Origin of the sequence: Pseudarthrobacter sp. YAF2 (assembly GCF_052113345.1) — a bacterium.
Classification (GTDB): domain Bacteria; phylum Actinomycetota; class Actinomycetes; order Actinomycetales; family Micrococcaceae; genus Arthrobacter.
Window position 1 is genome coordinate 92,729 of the sequence record NZ_JBFRDA010000010.1, and the last position, 21,130, is coordinate 113,858.

The 21,130-nt window shown below is 67.1% G+C and carries 20 protein-coding genes and 1 pseudogene; 15 read left to right on the plus strand and 6 right to left on the minus strand.

Features of this window, described 5'->3' with window-relative positions:
• Positions 1 to 45: 45 nt before the first annotated feature.
• From AB4Y79_RS12210 to AB4Y79_RS12220, 3 genes are all read left to right on the plus strand, one after another.
• Positions 46 to 2,304 (plus strand): polyribonucleotide nucleotidyltransferase, encoded by a 2,259-nt coding sequence (locus AB4Y79_RS12210; RefSeq protein WP_441862172.1) that lies wholly within the window; start codon positions 46 to 48, stop codon positions 2,302 to 2,304.
• Positions 2,305 to 2,413: 109 nt separating this feature from the next.
• Positions 2,414 to 3,757, plus strand: a complete 1,344-nt coding sequence (locus AB4Y79_RS12215) for a M16 family metallopeptidase (protein ID WP_441862021.1) — start codon at positions 2,414 to 2,416, stop codon at positions 3,755 to 3,757.
• 114 nt (positions 3,758 to 3,871) lie between these two features.
• A complete protein-coding gene (locus tag AB4Y79_RS12220; RefSeq protein WP_441862023.1) occupies positions 3,872 to 4,381 on the plus strand; it encodes a DUF1579 family protein in 510 nt (169 codons plus the stop codon).
• Between the two features lie 8 nt (positions 4,382 to 4,389).
• Here AB4Y79_RS12220 and AB4Y79_RS12225 read toward each other — a convergent pair whose 3' ends face one another.
• Positions 4,390 to 4,671 (minus strand): hypothetical protein, encoded by a 282-nt coding sequence (locus AB4Y79_RS12225; protein WP_441862026.1) that lies wholly within the window; start codon positions 4,669 to 4,671, stop codon positions 4,390 to 4,392.
• A gap of 412 nt (positions 4,672 to 5,083) precedes the next feature.
• On the opposite strand from AB4Y79_RS12225, the gene AB4Y79_RS12230 reads away from it, so the two are divergent.
• Entirely contained in the window at positions 5,084 to 5,947 is an 864-nt protein-coding gene (locus AB4Y79_RS12230) for a helix-turn-helix transcriptional regulator (protein ID WP_441862029.1), read from the plus strand.
• Between the two features lie 81 nt (positions 5,948 to 6,028).
• On the opposite strand, the pseudogene AB4Y79_RS12235 reads toward AB4Y79_RS12230, so the two are convergent.
• The 4 genes and pseudogenes from AB4Y79_RS12235 to moaA form a co-directional block, all read right to left on the minus strand.
• Positions 6,029 to 6,892: pseudogene (locus AB4Y79_RS12235) on the minus strand (HNH endonuclease signature motif containing protein); the annotation flags it as partial.
• Positions 6,893 to 7,143: 251 nt separating this feature from the next.
• Positions 7,144 to 8,016, minus strand: a complete 873-nt coding sequence (locus AB4Y79_RS12240; RefSeq protein ID WP_441862032.1) for a hypothetical protein — start codon at positions 8,014 to 8,016, stop codon at positions 7,144 to 7,146.
• A 134-nt stretch (positions 8,017 to 8,150) separates the two neighbouring features.
• The gene (locus AB4Y79_RS12245) at positions 8,151 to 8,417 is read right to left on the minus strand and encodes a MoaD/ThiS family protein (RefSeq protein ID WP_441862034.1); all 267 of its coding nucleotides are present in this window, start codon (positions 8,415 to 8,417) and stop codon (positions 8,151 to 8,153) included.
• Positions 8,418 to 8,421: 4 nt separating this feature from the next.
• The gene (moaA, locus tag AB4Y79_RS12250; RefSeq protein WP_441862036.1) at positions 8,422 to 9,549 is read right to left on the minus strand and encodes a GTP 3',8-cyclase MoaA; all 1,128 of its coding nucleotides are present in this window, start codon (positions 9,547 to 9,549) and stop codon (positions 8,422 to 8,424) included.
• A gap of 269 nt (positions 9,550 to 9,818) precedes the next feature.
• On the opposite strand from moaA, the gene AB4Y79_RS12255 reads away from it, so the two are divergent.
• The 8 genes from AB4Y79_RS12255 to AB4Y79_RS12290 all read left to right on the plus strand — a co-directional run bounded on the left by AB4Y79_RS12255 (position 9,819) and on the right by AB4Y79_RS12290 (position 16,584).
• The gene (locus AB4Y79_RS12255) at positions 9,819 to 11,297 is read left to right on the plus strand and encodes a molybdopterin-dependent oxidoreductase (protein ID WP_441862175.1); all 1,479 of its coding nucleotides are present in this window, start codon (positions 9,819 to 9,821) and stop codon (positions 11,295 to 11,297) included.
• A gap of 23 nt (positions 11,298 to 11,320) precedes the next feature.
• Positions 11,321 to 12,586 (plus strand): molybdopterin molybdotransferase MoeA, encoded by a 1,266-nt coding sequence (locus AB4Y79_RS12260; RefSeq protein WP_441862038.1) that lies wholly within the window; start codon positions 11,321 to 11,323, stop codon positions 12,584 to 12,586.
• Positions 12,574 to 13,065, plus strand: a complete 492-nt coding sequence (gene moaC, locus AB4Y79_RS12265) for a cyclic pyranopterin monophosphate synthase MoaC (protein WP_441862040.1) — start codon at positions 12,574 to 12,576, stop codon at positions 13,063 to 13,065. The genes AB4Y79_RS12260 and moaC overlap by 13 nt, the downstream gene beginning before the upstream one ends.
• Positions 13,062 to 13,592: a MogA/MoaB family molybdenum cofactor biosynthesis protein gene (locus AB4Y79_RS12270; protein ID WP_441862042.1), complete on the plus strand. Its 531-nt coding sequence runs from the start codon at positions 13,062 to 13,064 to the stop codon at positions 13,590 to 13,592. The genes moaC and AB4Y79_RS12270 overlap by 4 nt, the downstream gene beginning before the upstream one ends.
• The gene (locus AB4Y79_RS12275; RefSeq protein ID WP_308931442.1) at positions 13,582 to 14,058 is read left to right on the plus strand and encodes a molybdenum cofactor biosynthesis protein MoaE; all 477 of its coding nucleotides are present in this window, start codon (positions 13,582 to 13,584) and stop codon (positions 14,056 to 14,058) included. Before AB4Y79_RS12270 ends, AB4Y79_RS12275 begins: the two co-directional genes overlap by 11 nt.
• A 120-nt stretch (positions 14,059 to 14,178) precedes the next feature.
• Positions 14,179 to 14,949 (plus strand): 4-hydroxy-tetrahydrodipicolinate reductase, encoded by a 771-nt coding sequence (gene dapB / locus AB4Y79_RS12280; protein WP_441862045.1) that lies wholly within the window; start codon positions 14,179 to 14,181, stop codon positions 14,947 to 14,949.
• 2 nt (positions 14,950 to 14,951) lie between these two features.
• On the plus strand, positions 14,952 to 15,425 hold the full coding sequence (locus AB4Y79_RS12285; RefSeq protein ID WP_441862047.1) for a hypothetical protein: 474 nt from the start codon (positions 14,952 to 14,954) through the stop codon (positions 15,423 to 15,425).
• Between the two features lie 211 nt (positions 15,426 to 15,636).
• Complete coding sequence (locus AB4Y79_RS12290) at positions 15,637 to 16,584, plus strand: TM2 domain-containing protein (RefSeq protein ID WP_441862049.1); 948 nt, start codon at positions 15,637 to 15,639, stop codon at positions 16,582 to 16,584.
• Here the strand turns inward: AB4Y79_RS12290 and AB4Y79_RS12295 are convergent.
• A complete protein-coding gene (locus AB4Y79_RS12295; protein WP_441862051.1) occupies positions 16,565 to 17,815 on the minus strand; it encodes a heparan-alpha-glucosaminide N-acetyltransferase domain-containing protein in 1,251 nt (416 codons plus the stop codon). The two genes, AB4Y79_RS12290 and AB4Y79_RS12295, sit on opposite strands and share 20 nt — an antisense overlap.
• Positions 17,816 to 17,949: 134 nt before the next feature.
• Here AB4Y79_RS12295 and AB4Y79_RS12300 point away from each other — a divergent pair, with 134 nt between their 5' ends.
• From AB4Y79_RS12300 to AB4Y79_RS12310, 3 genes are read left to right on the plus strand one after another with little or no spacing between them, the layout of a single operon-like run.
• The gene (locus AB4Y79_RS12300) at positions 17,950 to 18,330 is read left to right on the plus strand and encodes a hypothetical protein (RefSeq protein WP_441862053.1); all 381 of its coding nucleotides are present in this window, start codon (positions 17,950 to 17,952) and stop codon (positions 18,328 to 18,330) included.
• A gap of 58 nt (positions 18,331 to 18,388) precedes the next feature.
• Positions 18,389 to 19,297: a 4-hydroxy-tetrahydrodipicolinate synthase gene (dapA, locus tag AB4Y79_RS12305; protein WP_441862055.1), complete on the plus strand. Its 909-nt coding sequence runs from the start codon at positions 18,389 to 18,391 to the stop codon at positions 19,295 to 19,297.
• Between the two features lie 40 nt (positions 19,298 to 19,337).
• Positions 19,338 to 21,029 carry a ribonuclease J gene (locus AB4Y79_RS12310; RefSeq protein ID WP_441862058.1) on the plus strand — a complete coding sequence of 564 codons (1,692 nt, stop codon included), beginning with the start codon at positions 19,338 to 19,340 and terminating at the stop codon, positions 21,027 to 21,029.
• The last annotated feature ends 101 nt before the right edge of the window (positions 21,030 to 21,130 follow it).

Below are 21,130 nucleotides of genomic sequence, written 5' to 3' on the forward strand. Positions count from 1 at the left end.
TTGATGCGGCTGGACTTCCGTGAAACAGAAACGGAGGTGACTCTCTTGGAGGGTCCCGAAATCCAGTTCTCAGAGGCTGTCATTGACAATGGCCGCTTCGGCAAGCGTGTAATCCGCTTCGAAACCGGCCGCCTCGCCAAGCAGGCCGCCGGCGCAGCCATGGTGTACATCGACGATGACACCGCGCTGCTGTCCGCCACCACCGCAGGCAAGCACCCACGCGAAGGCTTCGACTTCTTCCCGCTCACGGTCGACGTCGAAGAGCGCATGTACGCTGCCGGCCGCATCCCGGGTTCGTTCTTCCGCCGCGAAGGCCGCCCCTCCACCGAAGCCATCCTGGCCTGCCGCCTGATGGACCGCCCGCTGCGCCCCGCCTTCATCAAGGGCCTGCGCAACGAGGTCCAGATCGTGGTGACCGTCCTGGCGATCAACCCTGACGAGCTTTACGACGTCGTGGCCATCAACGCCTCCTCGATGTCCACCCAGCTGTCCGGCCTCCCGTTCTCCGGCCCCATCGGCGGCGTCCGCGTGGCCCTGGTGAACGACGAAAACGGCTCCCAGTGGGTCGCGTTCCCCAAGCACTCCCAGCTGGAGAACTCGGTCTTCAACATGGTGGTCGCCGGCCGCGTTGCCGGTGACGACGTCGCCATCATGATGGTTGAAGCCGAAGCCACCGACAACTCCTGGAACCTCATCAAGGAACAGGGCGCCACCGCCCCCACCGAAGAGGTTGTAGCCGAGGGCCTCGAGGCCGCCAAGCCGTTCATCAAGGCTCTCTGCGACGCCCAGGCCGATCTCGCCGCCCGCGCTGCGAAGCCCACCGTCGAGTTCCCGGTCTTCCTGGACTACGAGGATGACGCGTACGCCGCCGTCGAATCCGCTGCAGCCGACAAGCTTGCCGCCGTCTTCCAGATCGCCGACAAGCAGGAACGCGACAACGCTTCCGACGCACTCAAGGACGAGGTCATCGCTGGGCTGTCCGGCCAGTTCGAAGGCCGCGAAAAGGAACTGTCCGCAGCGTTCCGCTCGGTCACCAAGCACGTGGTGCGCCAGCGCATCCTCAAGGACCAGGTCCGCATCGATGGCCGCGGCCTGACGGATATCCGCCAGCTCACCGCCGAGGTCGAGGTCCTGCCCCGCGTTCACGGTTCCGCCATCTTCGAGCGCGGCGAGACCCAGATCATGGGTGTCACCACGCTGAACATGCTCAAGATGGAGCAGCAGATCGATTCGTTGTCGCCGGTGACGCGCAAGCGCTACATGCACAACTACAACTTCCCGCCGTACTCCACCGGCGAGACCGGCCGTGTGGGTTCGCCCAAGCGCCGCGAAATCGGCCATGGTGCCCTTGCAGAGCGCGCCATTGTTCCGGTGCTGCCGTCCCGCGAGGAGTTCCCGTACGCCATCCGCCAGGTGTCCGAGGCTCTCAGCTCCAACGGTTCGACGTCGATGGGTTCCGTTTGCGCCTCAACCCTGTCCCTGCTGAACGCCGGTGTGCCGCTGAAGGCGGCAGTTGCCGGTATCGCCATGGGCCTGGTCTCCGACCAGGTGGACGGCCAGACCCGCTACGCAGCCCTCACTGACATCCTCGGTGCCGAAGACGCCTTTGGTGACATGGACTTCAAGGTTGCCGGTACTTCCGAGTTCGTCACGGCGATCCAGCTGGACACCAAGCTCGACGGCATCCCCGCCTCGGTGCTGGCGGCAGCGCTGAAGCAGGCCCGCGAAGCACGCCTGCACATCCTCGAGGTCATCAACTCGGCCATTGACACCCCGGACGAGCTCTCCGAGTTCGCACCGCGCGTCATCGCCGTCAAGATCCCCGTGGACAAGATCGGCGAGGTCATCGGCCCCAAGGGCAAGATGATCAACCAGATCCAGGAAGACACCGGCGCCGACATCTCCATCGAGGACGACGGCACCGTCTACATTGGCGCCACCAACGGCCCGTCTGCAGACGCAGCACGCTCCGCCATCAACGCCATCGCCAACCCGCAGGTCCCGGAAATCGGCGAGCGTTACCTGGGTACGGTCGTCAAGACCACCACCTTCGGTGCCTTCGTATCGCTGACCCCGGGCAAGGACGGCCTCCTGCACATCTCCGAGCTCCGCAAGCTGGCCAACGGCAAGCGCGTTGACAACGTGGAAGATGTCGTCTCCGTGGGCCAGAAGGTCCAGGTGGAAATCACCAAGATCGATGACCGCGGCAAGCTCTCGCTCGCCCCGGTGGTCGCCGAGGAAGAGGCTCCGGCCGACACCGAGCGCGCCCACGCTTCGGAGCCCGCTGAAGGCGCTGACGTCTAACAGCCCTCGCTGGGCACACGCATGAATCGGCGGGACCGGTGGATGATCCACCGGTCCCGCCGCTGTTACGATGGCAGCCAGATCCGGCTGCCCGTCCTGAAAGGCTTCAATGACTGTTGTACCCCTGCCGCTTGAGCAGAACCACGCCGGCGACACCCTGGTCCATGGCTCCGACGGCGGGTCCGAGGTCCGCCGTTCCGTGCTGCCGGGGGGAGTGCGGGTACTGACCGAAGCGATGCCGGGCCAACGGTCGGCCACGATCGGGTTCTGGGTAGGCGTCGGGTCCCGTGACGAGGCGCCCGGCCAGCACGGCTCCACGCACTTCCTTGAGCACCTGCTGTTCAAGGGCACCAGGCGGCGCACCGCCCTGGAGATCGCTTCGGCGTTTGACGAGGTGGGCGGCGAATCGAACGCCGCCACGGCCAAGGAAAGCACCTGCTACTTTGCCCGTGTCCTGGATTCGGACCTGCCCATGGCGATCGACGTCATCGCGGACATGATCACCGGCGCAGTCCTGGACCCGGATGAGATGGAGCAGGAACGCGACGTCATCCTCGAGGAAATCGCCATGGACAGCGATGACCCCACCGATGTTGCGCACGAACACTTTGTTGCCGCTGTGCTGGGCAGCCACCCGCTGGGCCGGCCGATCGGCGGTACCCCCGCGGCGATCAAGGCCGTGGCCCGCGACTCGGTGTGGGACCACTACCGGAGGTACTACAAGCCCGAGGAACTGGTGATCACGGCCGCTGGCGGGCTGGACCACGCGGTTGTCTGCGGACTTGTGGTGGACGCCCTTGAGTCTGCCGGTTGGTCGCTTGAACCGGATGCGGCCCCGGTCAGCCGGCGTCCCACGGACCGCGCCCTGATCACCGGAACGGCAGGCCTGCATGTGGTCAAGCGCGCGGTGGAACAGGCCAACATCATCATGGGGTGCCCCACCATCGTTGCCACTGACGAACGCCGCTACGTGATGAGTGTCCTGAACGCCGTCCTGGGCGGCGGCATGTCCTCCCGGCTGTTCCAGGAGATCCGCGAGAAGCGCGGCCTGGTCTACTCCACTTACTCCTTCGCATCGTCCTACGCCGACGCCGGCTACTTCGGGATGTATGCGGGCTGTACGCCATCGAAGGTCCGGCAGGTGCTGGAACTGCTGGCCGTGGAGCTGGACAAACTCGCGGAGCACGGCATTTCGGAGGACGAACTCCGTAAGGCCGTAGGGCAGCTCGGGGGCGGGATCGTCCTGGCACTGGAGGACACCGGGTCCCGGATGTCCCGGTTGGGCCGTGCCGAACTGGTCTCCGGCGAATACCAGGACATCGACGAAACCCTGCGCCAGATCAAAGCCGTCACCGCAGAGCAGGTCCAGGAATTGGCCGCCGAACTCGCCGCAGCGCCGCGCACTGTCACCGTTGTGGGCCCGTTCGATGAAGACGAGACGTTCGGGTTGTAACCAGCTGGCTGGGACGCGGTACTGGTGTCGTGGCGCGGCAAGGTCCATCCTGAGTTACAGGATGCCAATGGCAGGTGGCCATGAGCATCTTGTCCTTGGGCAGGAGGCGGCGCGATGGTGCAGGGTCCAGGACTCCAGCGCGGACATGCGGCGTTGTCGGCGCTGCTGGGCCACTGGCGTGGCAGCACGCTTGTGGCTGCAGGTCCCTGGGGCCCGGAACGCAGCCTGGATGCCGAAGTGACGTACAGCCAAGTGGCCGGGGGCCAAGGGGTGGTCCAGAGCTACCGGCACGTTGAACCCGACGGCAGCCACTTCGAAGGCCACGGCATCTTCACGGTCGACCCCGTCCATAACGATGTGCTCTGGTACTACATCGACAGTTCGGGGGTTCCGCCGGGTACCGCGGCACGCTGTACCTGGCGCGATCCCGTCCTCCGTGTTGAACGCCGTGGCGCGGGAGGCTGGACACGTCACTCCATCCGGGTGGAAGGCGACGTCCTGACTCACGTCACAGAGCTCAAATCCCTGGCCAAGGACGACGCCGGCGACGCCGCGGAAGCAGGAGCGGACGGAAGAGGTTCTGCCTACAAGCCGTTCATGCGCTCGGTCTTTTGCCGTGACTGATTGAGCGTTCAGGATGTCGCTTCGATGATGCGGGTCTTTGGTGCTCCGGCAAGAGCCGGGGCGTTGGCGGGGGACTGCCAGACATGTTCCCGCAGGTTGGCCAGCAATTGCTCCGCCTTGTCCAAATCGGCAAAGTCCAACTCAACCACAATGTAGTGAGGGTCGCCGACCGGGCGGCCTATTCTGTGCGCCAGTACCCCGGACGCGATTCTGTCTACCGGGTCGCGGTCAAAGGCCGACCTCCAAGTGCTGAAATCGGTAATGCTGTGTTCGATCTGCAGGGTGTACATTCCTGTCTCTCCTTACTCTCCCCGCCACTCGCGGCTCCGAGTGGTGGCTGGATATGTTGCCAAAGCTAGATGGTCCGGTGAGCAGGCGGTATCCCAGAAATCTGGGTGGGCAGCGGTGTGCCGGCTGCGAAGCAGACGGGAGCATACTGGGGACATGACCAGGGGCCGGGCTGAGAGTCGGAGCCAAGAGCGTATTCGGCATCTTGTTGTCGACTCCCGACTGGACCACCAGGCCCTCCGCAGGGCAGTGCTGGCAGAGGTGGCCCGGACGGTGCCCTTTGATGCTTATGTTTGGCCTCTCTGTGATCCCCGTTCTACGGTGGCAATGGCCCCGCAGGCCAGGATTCCCTGCCCGCAGGAGCTACCCCGGCTCGTCCGCCTCAAGTACCTCTCCAAGCCTGCGCGATGGACGGTGCTGATGGGCTCGCCTTCTCCGGCCGTAACCCTGCTGCAGGCAACAGAAGGGGACTTGGCCCGCAGCCCGGTGTGGAACGGTGTGATGCAACGCTATGGCGTTCGGGACGTACTTTCCACGGTCTTTTCCGACAAGTACGGGTGCTGGGCCTGGCTCGATCTGTGGCGGACGGGCGATTCGCGCGCATTCACCGACCAGGAGGCTTCCCACTTGGCTGCGCTTGCAGAAGTAGTAGCTGCAGGCCTGCGAAGGGCCGCGGCCAGAGAGTTCCGGGCGTACGTGGCGCCCGGGACTGCTTCTTCCGGCAACGGCTCCGTCCATAACGGCGAGCCTCCGTTGCCGGCGCAGGCAGTCCTGACATTGAACGACGACCTGTGCATAGCAGGACAGACTGAGTCGGTCGACGAATGGCTGCGGTTGCTGCAGCCAGGACCGTCCCCGCACCATCACGTGCCTGCTGAGGTGTTGAATGTTGCAGCCCAGCTTCTTGCCAGGGAGGCGGGCGTGGATAGCCACGAAGCGGAGGGCAGGGTGCACATTGGTGCGGGACGTTGGGCCACCCTGCGGGCCACCCGAATGGCGTCAGGAGCGCCTGATTCGGCAGGTCTGCCGCTGGCGGTGACGATCCAGGGCTGTTCCGCTTCTTCCCGGCTGGATATGTTCGTCCGGGCCTTTGGCCTGACACCCCGGCAAGGTGAGCTGTTGCGATTGGCTTCAACGGGGGCGGATACGGAAACTATGGCTGAGGCCCAGGGTGTGAGTCAGTACACCGTTCAGGACCAGTTCAAACATGTCTTCCAAACCTGCGGAGTCCACAGCCGTGCTTCACTCCTGGCCATGGCTCTTGGGAACGGGATTTAGGGCATAGCACCTCGGGCCCGACGACTTGCAAACGCCCGCTTGAGAAGAATGGCCGGCATTGTCCGCCTCCCTCGAAATCGCCTATGACGGAAGGAGATCCCAGTCCTTCGCTGCGTCCGGCGGCACGAGGAACGGTGCAGCGCGGAAGTCGTCCCACAGGGAATCCGTCAGCGGGAGCTCATCCGGATAAAGCATTTCATCGCCGGGTGGTTCCTCGGGTGGCGGGTCGGGCCAGGCGGGCATCCCGGCGATGAGCTGGAGGAACTGCAGTTCCTCCAGCTGCCATTCCGCGTCCGGCAGTTGCCGTGCCGGATCCTCCATTGGCTGTTCCGGGTCCGGCAGTGTTGAAGTGTTCGGCGTGGTCGTCACCTCCGGTGAAGTTGAGGTGCTCGGCGGGGCGCCCCTCTCATTTAGCAGCGCGTCAACTTTCACCGGCAGGGTTGCTGGTGGCCAGTGGGTTGGTTCACGGTCTGGTTGTTCGGGTTTGTAGTGGCGGCCGGTGGGTGAGGTCCAGCCGGGTGGCTCATTCGTTGTTCCGGGGGTTGGTATCCAGGGGCGGGCGTGTTTGAGCCGGTGATGCTTGGGGCAGAGCTGGCCGAGGTTGCTGGCCCCGGTGGTGCCGCCGTGTTCCCAGGCGGTGAGGTGGTCGGTGTCGTTGTCAGTGGTGCGGTTGGTGCAGCCGGGGAAGGTGCATTTACCGTCGCGCATCCGGATCCATTTCTTGATGGTCTCGGGCAGCCGGTAGCGGGTTCGGCCGATGTCCAGGGGTGCCCCGTCGCGGGGGTCGACCAGGACCCGGTAGAACGATTCCGCCCCGCCCGCGACCAGCCTCCGCGCCATCGACGCCGGGATAGGCCCGGACCCGTCCAGCACGGCGGGCTCATCGGTGAGGCCAAGCAGGGAAAACACCGGCACCATGACCATGACATCCGCCCGCGGAACGGGAACCTTGCCAAGCCCGGCAGCGGTCCCCGCACCGTCGGTCCCAGTACCCTCGGTGCTGGCTATACCGGTGGCATGCACCGGAGCCGTGTCGCGGCCGGCCACAGTTGTAGCCGCGCTGGCGTGTTCGGTGCTCGCGTCCGCGGCGCTCCCGGCGCCGAGGGCCGGGCTGGCGATGCTGGTGCTCCCAGCAGCCGCAATGCTGAGCCCGGCGCCGAGGAGCAGGGACGCGGCGACGTCGGCGCGGAGCTGGGTCAGGGTCCGCTCTTCCGTAGGGCTTTGGAGGCCGCGGGCGGTGGCGGTACTCCGGTTCCAGATGGCACAGGCGGTGTCCCCGGGCAGGTGGAGCAAGATCCAGCCCATGCCGTCCCGGTCCGGGCGTAGTCCACCCGCCGGTCCGCCACCCCCTTCGCATGCCGTTTCTCCAGGGTTTCGGGGTGGTGGCGTTCCCGCCAGCTGCGGACCTTGGCCCGGAACCTGGACGGCACGAGCTCACCGGGTGCGGCGCCCCGGGCGGGGTTGGGTGCGTCGGGGTCGAAGAAATGCGCCACCAGCCCGGCAACACCCGAGGGCGTGAGGCCCTCGGCCTCATCAGTAATGACCTTCGCGTGCTGCCAAGACACTGCACCTGCGGCCAGGGCCTCAAACAAAGGCGGCAGCGAACACACCCGCCGTGCCTGCCCCACCAAGGCCCCCGCCGCCCCGGAACTGATGGTCAGGACCCCGGCAATCTCCTCCACCACTGACATCTCCGCGAACGTGCGCTCATCCACCGGGGCCTCGGGCGGGGTCATGGCCAGCTGCAACCCGACACACTCCGCCACGTCCCGGGCCTTCACCGCCGCAAGCTGCGCCTCCAACCGCGCCACGACATCCAACCGTTCCAGGCACAACCCATACCGCCGCGCCAACACATCAACACCGGCGCCGGCTTCAAAACTAACACCAGCAGCCCCAGCGTCGCGCCCAAAACCCGCCCCAGCAACGGTCACCAAATTAGCCGCAGCCCCCGCAGGATCCAGCGCCGCACCCTCAAGCGCAGCATCCTCCAGAACCAGCACATCCAGCGCAGCAACAGAGGCGCGAACACCCTCCATCACCACCGCCAAATCCGCACCAATTCCCATAAAAACATCATCCAACCACGCACTGACATTTTAGGTAGCCGGGCACCCACGGCAAGCAAGAAAGGCACCCAGGGGCGGTGGCTTGGCGGCAACGTAAGAGCTCGCCGGTGCCGGCCGAAAATGGGGGGCCGGCCCTACCCGCCGGCGAACGGGGGCAGCACGTCAATCACGTCATCGGGGCCGAGAACGGTGGCATGGTCCCGCACGGCCACCTCGTTGAGCAGGAAGCTGCTGCGGGACAGGATCCGCGGAAGCGGCGGGGTCCCCGCGGGCGGCTCCGCGCGGGGCACCGCCAGCACCGCCTGCAGCAGGTCCGCCATGGTGGAGCCCGCGGGCAGGTCGAACTTCTCTTCCTCAAAGCCGGCGGCAGCGCGTGCGGCAGCGAAGTAACGTACAAGCATTCTGTCAGCCCCCGATGGCGCTCATGCTGCGGTCCGGCTGGACGAAGTCCGGAGCGTCCAGTCCCACGTGGTCCATGCCGTGGGCCTTTGGCTTGAGCCACATGGCATCCTGCCACCGCTGCGCCAGTTCATCATCAGTCGCGCCTGAACGCAGCAACCCGAGCAAATCGAACTCCTCGCGCGAGAACAGGCAGCTCATGATTTTGCCCTCGGCAGTGATGCGGGTGCGCCTGCAATCCGCGCAGAACGGCTCGGTGACGGAGGCGATGATCCCCACTGTTCCCAGCACCGGACCGTCCGCCTCCAACGAACCGGCCGCCCGTCGTCGTACGTCAAAGCGTTCTGCCGGGGCACCGTCACGGGCCCGTGAATCCGGGCTGAGGACAAAATCCCTGGACAGCAGCTGGCGGATCTCGGCTGCGGTAATCATGTTGCGGCGGGTCCAGCCATGGTCGGCGTCGAGCGGCATCTGCTCGATAAACCGCAGTTCGTATCCCCGCTCCAGGGCCCAAGCCAGCAGCTGCGGCGACTCCAGATCGTTGATGCCGCGCATGAGGACAGCGTTCAGTTTCACCGGGCCCAGGCCTGCGTCCCAGGCGGCGTCCACTCCGGCCAGGACCTGGTCCAGGAACGGCCGCCGGGTCAGTTTGGCAAAGGTTTCCTCGTGCAGGGAATCCAGCGAGACGTTGATGCGGGTCAGCCCGGCTGCCTTGAGCGCCGCCGCCTTCTTGGCAAGGCCTACGCCGTTGGTGGTCATCGAGATCGGCAGGTCCGGATGGTTGGTCCGCAGCGCCGAGATGATCTCAACGAGGTCGTGCCGGACAAGGGGCTCGCCGCCCGTCAGCCGCAGTTCCCGCACGCCCAGCTGCTCCACGCCGACGCGGACGATGCGGACGATCTCCGCGCCCGACATGACGGCCTGCTTGGCGAGCCACTCAAGGCCCTCCGCCGGCATGCAGTACGTGCAGCGGAGGTTGCACTTGTCCGTCAGGGACAGCCTCATGTCCGTGGCGCGGCGGCCATATCGGTCCACCAGCCCGGCCGGTGCGTCAGCGGGGCGGGGTGCGGGGACGCCCGGCAGCGCCGATGCTGCTTCCTCCCGCGGCTGCGGCATGCCTAGCTGGACACTCATGAATTCAGGCTACGCCACGTTGAGCCGCGCATCACACCCGTGACGGGCCCAGGTGCAACTAAAGGTCCAGACAAGTCGTGCGGCCCGGTGCCGGCGGGCGGTGGCAAACCTATGCTGGAGGTGTGAAGAGTTCCCGGAACCAGAAGGCCGCGGACGACGACGCCGCGCGCCTTGGGGAGCTGCAGGAACGTCCCGTCCGGCTACAGGCTGCCCCGCGCGCCAAAGGCGGTTGGGCGGCCGCCGCAGGGGTGGCCGCCGTTGGCGGCGGCGTGGCCGTGGGGGAGTTGCTCGCAGGGTTTCTCAGCCCTTCCCTCTCGCCACTGACGGCTGTTGGCGGTGCCGTCATCGACGCCGTCCCGCCGGGTGTCAAGGACTGGGCGGTCTCCGTCTTCGGTACGGCAGACAAAGCTGCGCTCCTGGCGGGCATGGCCCTGGTCATTGCCATCCTGGCCGCAGTGGCAGGGGTGCTGGAATTCCGCCGCCGTTTCAGGGGTGTGGCCGTGGTGGTGGTCTTCGGAGCCGTCGGAGCCGCCGCCATCCTCACACGGGCCCAAATGACCCCGGTAGCCGTTGCGTTGCCGGTCGTTGCTGCGGTGGTGGCGGTGGTCCTCCTGCGCTTCCTCGCCGGCAAGCTGCAGGAGTGGGACGCAGGCGGCCCTGGAACGGCTGCGTCCGGCGGCTCCCGGCGAAGCTTCCTCCAGGCCCTTGCCGGCACCGCGGCGGTGTCTGCCGTGGTCGGCGTGCTGGCCGGCGCCTGGCGCGGGGCGACAAGCGCCGTCAGCGACGCCAGGGCACGCATCGCCTTGCCCGTCCCGGCGTCACCCGCGCCGCCGGTTCCGGCCGCCGCGGACCTCGGCGTGGCGGGAATGACGCCCCTGGTCACGCCAAACCGCGAGTTCTATCGGATCGACACCGCGCTGTCCGTCCCGGCGGTCAACCCGGACAACTGGGTCCTCAAAGTCACCGGCATGGTTGACCGGGAGGTCCAGCTCTCCTACGCGGACCTTCTGGCAAAACCGCTGACCGAACGCCACATCACCATCGCCTGCGTCTCCAACGGCGTGGGCGGCGACCTGATCGGGAACGCCCGCTGGCTGGGCTGGCCGGTCCGCGAATTGCTCGCACAGGCCGGGCCCCACCCCGGAGCGGACATGGTGCTCTCCAGGAGCTCCGACGGTTGGACGGCCGGGACACCCCTGGAGGTCCTCACCGACACCAGGGACGCGCTGCTCGCAGTCGGCATGAATGGAGAGCCGCTGCCGCTGGAGCACGGCTTTCCCGTCCGGATGATCGTCCCGGGCCTCTACGGCTACGTGTCCGCCACCAAGTGGATCACCGAACTGAAGATCACCAGGTTCGCCGATGACGCTGGGTACTGGACCCCGCGGGGCTGGTCCGAGCGCGGCCCCATCAAGACGTCCTCCCGCATCGATGTGCCCCGCAGCGGACGCCCGGTCAGCGCAGGGTCCGTGGTCTTCGCGGGCGTCGCCTGGGCCCAGCACACCGGAATCCAAAAGGTGGAACTGAGGGTCAACCGGGGACCCTGGCGGGAAGCCGAGCTCGCATCGGGCCTGTCCGCGGACACCTGGTACCAGTGGAAACTGGCCGCGGACCTCACCCCCGGGCAGTATGAGGTCCAGGTCCGCGCCACCGACCTCACGGGCCGACCCCAGGAGGAAACCGAGCGGCCACCGGCGCCGGACGGGGCCACCGGATTCCACACGGTTAGAGTGGACGTGAAATCCTGAAGTCCGCGACCGAAGGCGTACCCATGACCAGCCACCCCCCGCACGGCCACCCTCCGGACGTCCACGCCCGGCACGGACGGGAACCCGCACGCTCCGTCGCTGACCATGCCGCCGCCGTCGCAGCACTCCTGCAGGGGCTCCGCACGGCAGGACGCACCGAAATGCTGCCGCTCGGCCAGGCACTGGGCCGGGGGCTGGCGGCAGATGTGGCCGCACCGGTCAGCCTTCCTCCGTTCGCCAATTCCCAAATGGACGGTTACGCCGTCCGTTCCAGTGACATTCCGGGCGACGGCGCCGACCTCGGAGTCGTGACCCCGGTACCCGCCGGATCCACCCCGCCGGCGCTCAAGCCCGGGACTGCGGCGCCCATCATGACAGGTGCGGTGATCCCGGCGGGGGCTGACGCCGTCGTCCCCATCGAACGGGCCGTGCCGGACCACTTCCTGCAGCCCGGCCAGGGCGGCACCGTGACGCTGCCCGCCACCGGGCCTGGAACATACGTGCGGTACGCCGGCAGTGACATCGCCGCGGGGGAGCGGGCCTTGGCCGCCGGGACTTGCCTGGGACCGGCGCAACTGGGGCTGCTCGCCGCGCTGGGCATGGCGGAGGTGCCGGTCTACAGGGCCCCCACTGTCCTGCTGGTCACCACCGGGGACGAAGTGGTGGAACCCGGCCGGCCGCTCCCGCCCGGCAAGATCTACGATTCCAACGGGACCCTCCTCGAAGCCGCCATGAAGCAGGCGGGCCTCACCGTCCGGCGGGCCGGCATTTCCACCGACAATCCGGAAGAACTGCGGACGCTGCTGCGCGCCCAAGGCCGGGGTGCCGACCTCATCGTCACCACCGGCGGGGTCAGCAAAGGCGCTTACGAAGTGGTGCGGCAGGCCATGGCCGGACAGCCCGTCGATTTCCTGCACGTGGCCATGCAGCCCGGCGGCCCCCAAGGCCTGGGAACGTTCGACGACGTCCCCTTCCTTGGGTTCCCCGGCAATCCGGTCAGCTGCCTGGTGTCCTTCGAGATGTTCCTCCGCCCGGCGCTGTCCGGGCTCCTGGGCGCACCGGCGGCCAGGCTGCCGCTGCGGGCACGACTTGCCCACGCGCTCACGTCCCCCGGGCCCAAGCACCAGGTCCGGCGCGGCAGCCTGCAGCCCGGCGGCACCGTCCGCCTGGAGGGCGGCGAGAGCTCCCACCTGATGCATGCGCTTGCGGGCTCGAACGTCCTGGTCCACGTTCCCGCCGGCGTAACGGAGCTCGCCGCCGGCGCCGAGGTGGAAGTATGGATGCTGTGAACGCAGAACAGACCCCCGCACTGACGCACCTGCGCCAGGACGGCAGCGCCCAGATGGTGGACGTCTCCGCCAAAGCCGAGACAACCAGGGAAGCCACGGCCACTGCCACGGTCCGGACCACCACAGGGGTGATGGAACTCCTGGGCACCGGCGGGCTCCCCAAGGGAGACGCCCTGGCCGTTGCCCGGGTGGCCGGCATCATGGCCGCCAAGAAGACCCCCGACCTCATCCCGCTCTGCCATCCGTTGCCGCTGTCCAAGGTCACGATTGATTTTGACCTTGGACCCGATGCCGTCACCATCACTTCCACCGTGAAGACCCGCGGCGTCACCGGAGTGGAAATGGAAGCACTCACGGCCGCATCCGTAGCTGCCCTGAGCGTGTACGACATGATCAAGGCCGTGGACAAGCACGCTGTCCTGACGGACATCAAGGTGCTGGCCAAGAGCGGCGGCAAGAGCGGAGACTGGGCGCTGTGACCACCCCCAACACGCTCGGAGCACCCGAGCCGCACCGGCACGGCGACGTGCAGGGACGGAAGGCCGGGGTGGTGATCGCCTCCACCCGCGCCGCCGCCGGGATCTATGACGACGAGGCAGGCCCGGTGATCACTGACTGGCTCACCGAGCACGGCTTCGACGTGTTCCCGGCCATGGTGGTCCCGGACGGCGAGCCCGTCGGTGCCGCCATCAGGGCACTCCTGACCCAGCACCCCGCCGTCGTCATCACCAGCGGCGGGACCGGCTTGAGTCCGGACGACCGCACACCGGACGTCACCCTGCCCCTGCTGGACCGGGAGATCCCGGGCATCATGGAGGCCATCAGGCGGGCCGGTGCGGCCAAGACACCGCTGGCCGCCCTGAGCAGGGGCCACGCCGGCGCGGCGGGGAAAACCTTTATTGTGAACCTGCCCGGTTCACCGAAGGGGGTCATGGACGGACTGACCGTCCTGGACCCGGTGATCGGGCATCTCTGCGACCAGCTGGAAGGCGGACATGGGCACTGACGCAGCATTCGAGGTGGTCCGGGCAGTCCTGAGCGCGGACCCCATTTCCGTTGATCAGGCGATTGCCGCGGTGGAAAGCGACACCGCGGGCGCCGTGGTCAGTTTCAGCGGCGTGGTGCGCAACCACGACGCCGGCAAGTCAGTTGAGCGGCTCAGCTACAGTGCGCACCCCACGGCACACCAGGTGATGGCCGACGTCGTTGCCCGCCTGGTTGCCGAACAGGACGCTTCGGCGGACACGGGCGGCGACGCCGTCCGGCAGCCTGTCCGGATCTGGGCGGCGCACCGGATCGGCATGCTGGAAATCGGCGATCCCGCCCTGGTGTGCGCGGTATCCGCGGCACACCGTGGCCAGGCCTTCGCCGTCTGCTCCGAACTCGTGGACCGGATCAAGGAACAGGTTCCCATCTGGAAGGAACAGTTCTTTTCCGACGGCACCGTCGAATGGGTTGGCGCGGACGGCTGATGCCCGCGGCGTCCGAGAACCAGGGCGGACTGCGCAGGCGTGCCGAGGCCGCGCTCGGCTGCGAGGTAACGCACCGGGCCGGTTCCTGTAGCAACCGGTCCCGCCGGTAGGCTTGAGGGCATGACCGAACAACACTCCGCTCCCAAGCTGGTAGCCGTCCTGGGCGCCAATGGACGCATGGGCGCCGAGGCCGTAAAGGCCATTGACGCAGCGCCCGACATGAAGCTCGTCGCAGCCCTGGGGCGGGGTGACTCGCTGGAGCAGTTGACCTCCTCCGGCGCCCGGTACGTGGTGGACCTCACAGTTCCCGAAAGCACCGAAGCGAACGTCCGCTTCGCCGTCGAGCACGGCATGCACGCCGTGGTGGGAACCACCGGCTGGGACGCGGGCCGCCTGTCCGCGCTCGAAGCCCTTCTGGCCGGGCACCCGGACACCGGCGTGCTCATCGCCCCGAACTTTGCCCTGGGGTCGGTGCTGGCCTCAGCTTTCGCGGCGAAGGCCGCCCAGTATTTCGAGTCCGTGGAAATCATCGAGCTGCACCACCCGGACAAGGTGGACGCCCCGTCCGGCACCGCCGTCCGGACCGCGCAGCTCATCGCCGCCTCGCGCAACGCCGCGCAGGTGCCGCCCAGCCCGGACGCCACCACCAGCGAACGTGCCGGCGCCCGCGGCTGTGAGGTGGAGGGCGTGCGGGTCCACAGTGTCCGGCTCCGCGGCCTGGTGGCGCATCAGGAAGTCCTGCTGGGTGGTCCCGGAGAGCAGCTGACCATCCGCCACGACTCCTTCGACCGGGCCTCGTTCATGCCCGGAGTCCTCCTGGGTGTCCGGAAGGTCGCCGCGCATCCCGGCCTGACCGTCGGCCTGGACGGTTACCTGGACCTGGGGCTCTGACCATGAACGGGCTTGTTGCCGGCTTCCGGAAAAACCGCACCAAGATCTGGGTGGGAGCGGTGACGCTGCTGCTGGTTTTCTACCTGGTGGTGTCCTTCCAGCGCTCCCTCCTGCTTCTGGCGGACAGCAACCTGACGGCGAAGGCCATCGGTGCCGCCTACCTGGTGCTGCCCGTCGTGGGTGCATGGGCGCTGGTCCGCGAGCTCATGTTCGGTGCCCGCACCGAGCAGATGGCCAAGGTCCTGGAAGCCGAAGGCGGCCTGCCGGTGGATGAACTGCCGCGCACGCCCGGCGGCAGGATCGTCCGGGCAGCGGCAGATGCCGAGTTCGAAAAATACCGTGCCGAAGCCGAGTCCGCTCCCGAGGACTGGCGTTCCTGGTTCCGGTTGAGCTGCGCCTACGACGCCGCCGGGGACCGCAAGCGGGCCAGGGCCTCCATGCGCGACGCCGTCCGGTTGTTCACCGCGGCATCCTAGCGGCGTCCTGGCAGCGGCCGGTCCAACGGCCGGGGCGCCGCTGACCTCCTGCGATGGGCATTTCTGCCCATCGCAGTTCCATGCCGCCCGCGGTATGTTCGTTTGGCAATAATTTCCGGCTTGGGGGGCGGAGATGGGGTTGGCGGTTTCTCCGCCACGATCGTCCCTTGAACCCCGCTTGCCCGCACCCATCCCGCACGAAGGACGATCAATGAGTCAGCCCCAGTACCCCCAGCCGCCCCACAGTGGACCGTCAGCGCCCCCGGTTCCGCCGGCGCCGTCCCCATTTGGAGGACCGTACCCAACAGGCCCGCACGGGGACTACCAACCGGGTGCCTACCCCGAGGTTCCCTACTCCGACGAACCGCGCAAGTCCTTCGTGGCCACCTGGATCCTGTCCCTGCTCCTGGGCACCTTCGGCGCCGACCGCTTCTACCTTGGCAAGATCGGTTCCGGGGTGGCCAAGTTGCTGACAGCCGGCGGCCTGGGTATCTGGGCCATCGTGGACCTGGTCATGACATTGACTGGGAACACCAGGGACATCCATGGCCGCCCGCTGGCTGGCTACCCGGAGAACAGGAAGAAGGCCTGGATCATCACCGCCGTCGTATGGCTTGTCGGCGTCATTACGGGGATCGTGGTGACCATTGCCTCCATCGCGATGGTTGCTGCTGCAGTTGACGGCTTCAACGTCCCGGCCCAGGCGCCACTCCCGTCAGCCTCCCAGGCCGCGCCTGCGCCGTCATCTGGCACGTCCACGGGCACCTCCCCGGGCGCGAATTCCTTCGTGGTCACCATGTCCGAAGGCAACACCGTCAGGGTGGGTGTGCTGGATTCCATCTACACCGCCGAGATCCCCGGCATGTCCTACCTGGAGCCAAAGAACGGCGGCTTCCTTGCGATACAGGTCTCCTGGGAAACTGTTACCGGCACCAGCTTTGCCACGCCATCGAACTTCAGCGTCTATGACGCGGACGGCAAGGAGGGCGAGCTGGTCTACCTGGACAAGGAAGTAGGGGGCCTGCAGACCGAAGAAGTCGGCGCCGGCGATTCACGCCAGGGGGTCATCGCCTTCGACGTCAAACAGGGCCCGGTCAAGGTGGTGGTCAACGATGACTATGGTGACCAGGCGTCCAGCTTCACCGTGACCCCCCAGTAGCAGGCCACGGGAGCGCGCCGCGACCCAGCTGGCCCGCGGCGTGGCCCAGCCATTCCAGCGGACCGCGCCAAGCCAGCCGCGCAAACACGACGCCAACGGCGATGGCAGCAGCGGCATGGGCGAAGTACATTCCGTCCTCGGTCCAGCCGGCCGGCAGGGGCTTCAGGTAGAAGTTCGAGAGCACCCAGACGTGGACCGTATACAGGGTCAGCGTCATCGCTCCCGCTCCGCGCAGTGGCAGCAGCAGGTCCAGGTCCACCCATTCGGCGAGCCGCTCCAACAGGAGGCATGCGCCGATAACTGCTGCTGCCACCGCCGAGGTGTGCAGCAGGTCAAGAGGGGTTCCCGAGTGGGGCGCCGCCGACGCCAGCCACCACCACGAGCCCTCCTGGGGGAGGCCCGCAAGGTTTACCTGCAGCACGCTGCCCAGCGGGTACCCGGGGGAGTTGAGCACTTTCTCCAGGGCAGCCAGGCCGCCCCAGTCCGCCATCGCAGCAACCCCGATGGTCTTAGCGGCGACGGCCACCACCGTTCCACCCACCAGCAGCAGGGCAGGAACCACTGCTTTGGTAAGGACCAGGCGGCCGATGGCCAGCCCCACCAGCAGGTAGGACAGCCACTGCACCACCGGGTAGTAGCCGGTCAGGAAGACGTCGCCCAGCAGCCGGGCCGGCGTGCCCAGGTCCTCCCACCGCGGGTTGTGGCCCAGCCTCAGGGGCGGCTCCGCGGCAAGGAGCCAAGGGCGGAGCAGGTATGCCAGCACCGGGGACGCCAGGATCCACGCCGCCGCCCAGGCGCACAGGCGCTTAACACCGAGGCCCAGGAACGGCAGCACGCACACGAACAGCACCGCGTAATGGACCAGGATGATGGCCACGTTCACTTCCAGGCCACCCAGGGTAAGTCCGACGGCGGCAATCACCACGGCGCGCAGGGCCACGCCGCGGCGGGCCTTGGCGAGTTCGGGGCCGGCAAAAGGCTGGTGCTTCCCGGTGGACAGGGCAAGTCCCACACCCGCCAGCACCGCGAAGAGGGCGGCGGCCCGTCCGGAGAACGTGAGGCCGATCCAGGTAGGGGTGAGGTTGGCGTTCGATTCAAAAGTTGGCAGCAGGTGCGTGGCCATCATGCCCAGCAGCGCGACGCCGCGGGCCGCATCGATGCCGCGGAGACGGCCCGGTTGGGCCCGCCCGGGGGTCTTTCGGGACCGGGTGGCCGGGGTGCGGGACGTCATGACCCGATCGTCTCACATGCCCGCGCAGGCATGCCGCCAGGCAAGGGCGCACGGTGCCCGCCAACCGTTGGCCGTGCCGGCCTGACTGAAGCACACCCTTGTGTTTCGAATATATGTTCGAATAATATGGCGGAATGGACACGCCATCATTCGGAGCCCCCGCCGGGCGGGAAAGCCTGCAGCCCGAAAGTACCCAGTCAACGAACCTGCCCCTGAAGGCAATGAGCCCGGGTGTGGTGGACTACCTGTTCCGCCAGTTGGTGTCCGGACGGCCGGCAGAAGACATCCAGTGGGAGCGCGAGGGCATCACCCTCGCTGCCCAGCCGGAGGGAGCCGAACTCGCGCGGCGGCTGTCGGAAACCGATATCGACGCCCTGACGCCCACGGAGCTGTTCCATTACGTGCGGGCGGCGCAGCGGCTCGCCGCCTGGGCGGAGGACTTGCGGCAGGCCGCCGTCGGCCGCTATTGCCACGCCGGAACCGGCGCACCGCGGCCCGGCCGCCAAGCTATTTGACGCTCGTCACGCCCGTGGCATTGTCCTAACCAGGCGGGGACAGGGTAACGTTTTTTCCATGGCTGATTCTTCCGCGCACATCCCTGCCCTCGGTACCCTCCTGACCGCCATGGTCACGCCGTTTACCAAGGACGGCGCAGTGGATTATGACCAGGCGGCAGCGCTGGCCGGCAAGCTGGTCGACGACGGCTGCGACGGCCTGGTGGTCACCGGCACCACCGGTGAAACTTCCACGCTGACGGACGAAGAGAACCTTGGCATGTTCCGCGCGGTGAAGGACGCCGTGGGCGGCCGTGCGGCCATCATCGCCGGTACCGGCACCAATGACACCGCGCACTCGGTCCACCTTTCCCAGCAGGCCGCCGCCCTCGGCGTCGACGGACTCCTCCTGGTGACCCCTTACTACAACAAGCCCAGCCAGGCCGGTGTCCGCGCCCACTTCGAGACCATCGCCTCCGCCGTGGACGTACCCGTCATGCTGTACGACATCCCGGGCCGGTCGTCCATTGCGATCGAACCCGACACCATGATCCGGCTGGCCCAGCACCCCAACATCGTGGCCGTCAAGGACGCCAAGGCGGACTTCGTTGCGGCAACCCGCGTCATGGCGGAAACGGACCTCCTGTTCTACTCGGGCGACGACGGACTCACCCTTCCCTGGATGGCACTGGGCGCCGTCGGCCTGGTGGGCGTCACCACCCACGTGGCCACGCGCCGCTTCCGCGAACTCATCGACGCCATCAATGCCAATGACCTGGGCACCGCCCGCAAAATCAACTTCGAGCTGCAGCCGGTGGTCCGCGCAACCATGACCCGTGTCCAAGGGGCTGTGGCGGCCAAACAGATTCTTAAATGGCAGGGAGTCCTGCCCAACTCGATTGTCCGCTTGCCCCTCGTGGAGCCGGACGAAACCGAGATCGAAACCATCCGCGGGGATTTGGCGGAAGCGGGGCTGGTCTTCTCCTGAGGCTAAGACCGGCACCCTTCCGCCTGGAAAGTAGTGCACTATGACCCAAACTGCCCTTACCGGCCTTGTCACCCCTCCGCGCCTGCCCCAAGGCACGCTCCGGATCGTTCCGCTGGGCGGACTGGGGGAGATCGGCCGGAACATGGCCGTGTTCGAAATCGACGGCAAGCTGCTGATCGTGGACTGCGGCGTCCTCTTCCCCGAGGAAACCCAGCCCGGCGTTGACCTGATCCTGCCCGATTTCTCCTACATCGAGGACCGGCTGGATGACGTCGTGGCCGTCATCCTCACGCACGGCCACGAGGACCACATCGGCGCTGTGCCGTACCTGCTGCGCCTGCGCAACGACATCCCCCTGGTGGGATCCCAGCTGACCCTCGCCCTGATTGAGGCCAAGCTGCAGGAGCACCGCATTCGGCCCTACACGCTGACCGTCGAAGAGGGCCAGGTGGAGAAGTTCGGACCCTTCGAATGCGAGTTCGTGGCAGTCAACCACTCCATCCCGGACGCCCTGGCCGTGTTCATCCGCACCGCGGGCGGCACCGTCCTGCACACGGGCGACTTCAAGATGGACCAGCTGCCGCTGGACGGCCGGATCACCGACCTCCGTCACTTCGCCAAGCTGGGCGAGGAGGGCGTGGACCTCTTCATGTCCGACTCCACCAACGCCGACGTGCCCGGTTTCACCACGGCCGAGAAGGAAATCGGCCCCACCCTGGAGCGCCTCTTCGGCCAGGCCACCAAACGCATCATCGTGGCCTCCTTCTCCTCCCACGTCCACCGCGTGCAGCAGGTCCTCGATGCCGCCGCCAAGCACAACCGCAAGGTGGCCTTCGTGGGCCGCTCCATGGTCCGGAATATGGCCATCGCGGAAAAGCTGGGCTACCTTGATGTCCCCGCCGGGCTGATCGTGGACATCAAGAACATCGACAACCTGCCGGACAACCGGGTGGTGCTCATGTCCACCGGGTCCCAGGGCGAACCAATGGCGGCGCTGTCGCGGATGGCGAACGGCGACCACCGAGTGGTGGTGGGTGACGGCGACACCGTCATCCTGGCCTCGAGCCTCATCCCGGGCAACGAGAATGCAGTGTTCCGGATCATCAACGGCCTCCTCAAGCTCGGCGCCGACGTAATCCACAAGGGCAATGCCAAGGTCCACGTCTCCGGCCACGCCGCCGCCGGTGAGCTGCTCTACTGCTACAACATCCTTGAGCCCCTGAACGCCATGCCCGTTCACGGTGAGACCCGGCACCTGATTGCCAATGGCAAGATCGCCATCGAGTCCGGCGTGCCCGAGGCCAGCGTCATCCTTGCGGATAACGGCACGGTCATCGACCTCCGGGACCACCAGGCAGACATCGTGGGCCAGGTGGAAGTGGGCTTCGTCTACGTTGACGGCTCCAGCGTGGGCGAGATCACCGACGCCGACCTCAAGGACCGCCGCATCCTGGGCGATGAAGGTTTCATTTCCATCATTACGGTCGTCCACCGTGCCACCGGCAAGGTGGTGTCCGGGCCCGAGATCCATGCCCGCGGCGTCGCCGAGGACGATTCGGTCTTCGACGACATCATCCCCAAGATCAACGCGGCCCTGGAGGAAGCAGTCCAGAATCACGCAGACCACACCAGCCACCAGCTCCAGCAGGTGGTCCGCCGGGTCGTGGGCACCTGGGTCAACCGCAAGCTGCGCCGCAAGCCGATGATCATCCCGGTGGTGCTCGAGGCCTGAGAACACCCGCGCGGCCAGCCCGCGAAGACCTGACCTGCGCGGACCTCCATTGGCGGCCAGTTGCGGCAGATCCGAAAGGCCCGGTTCCTGGTGGACCGGGC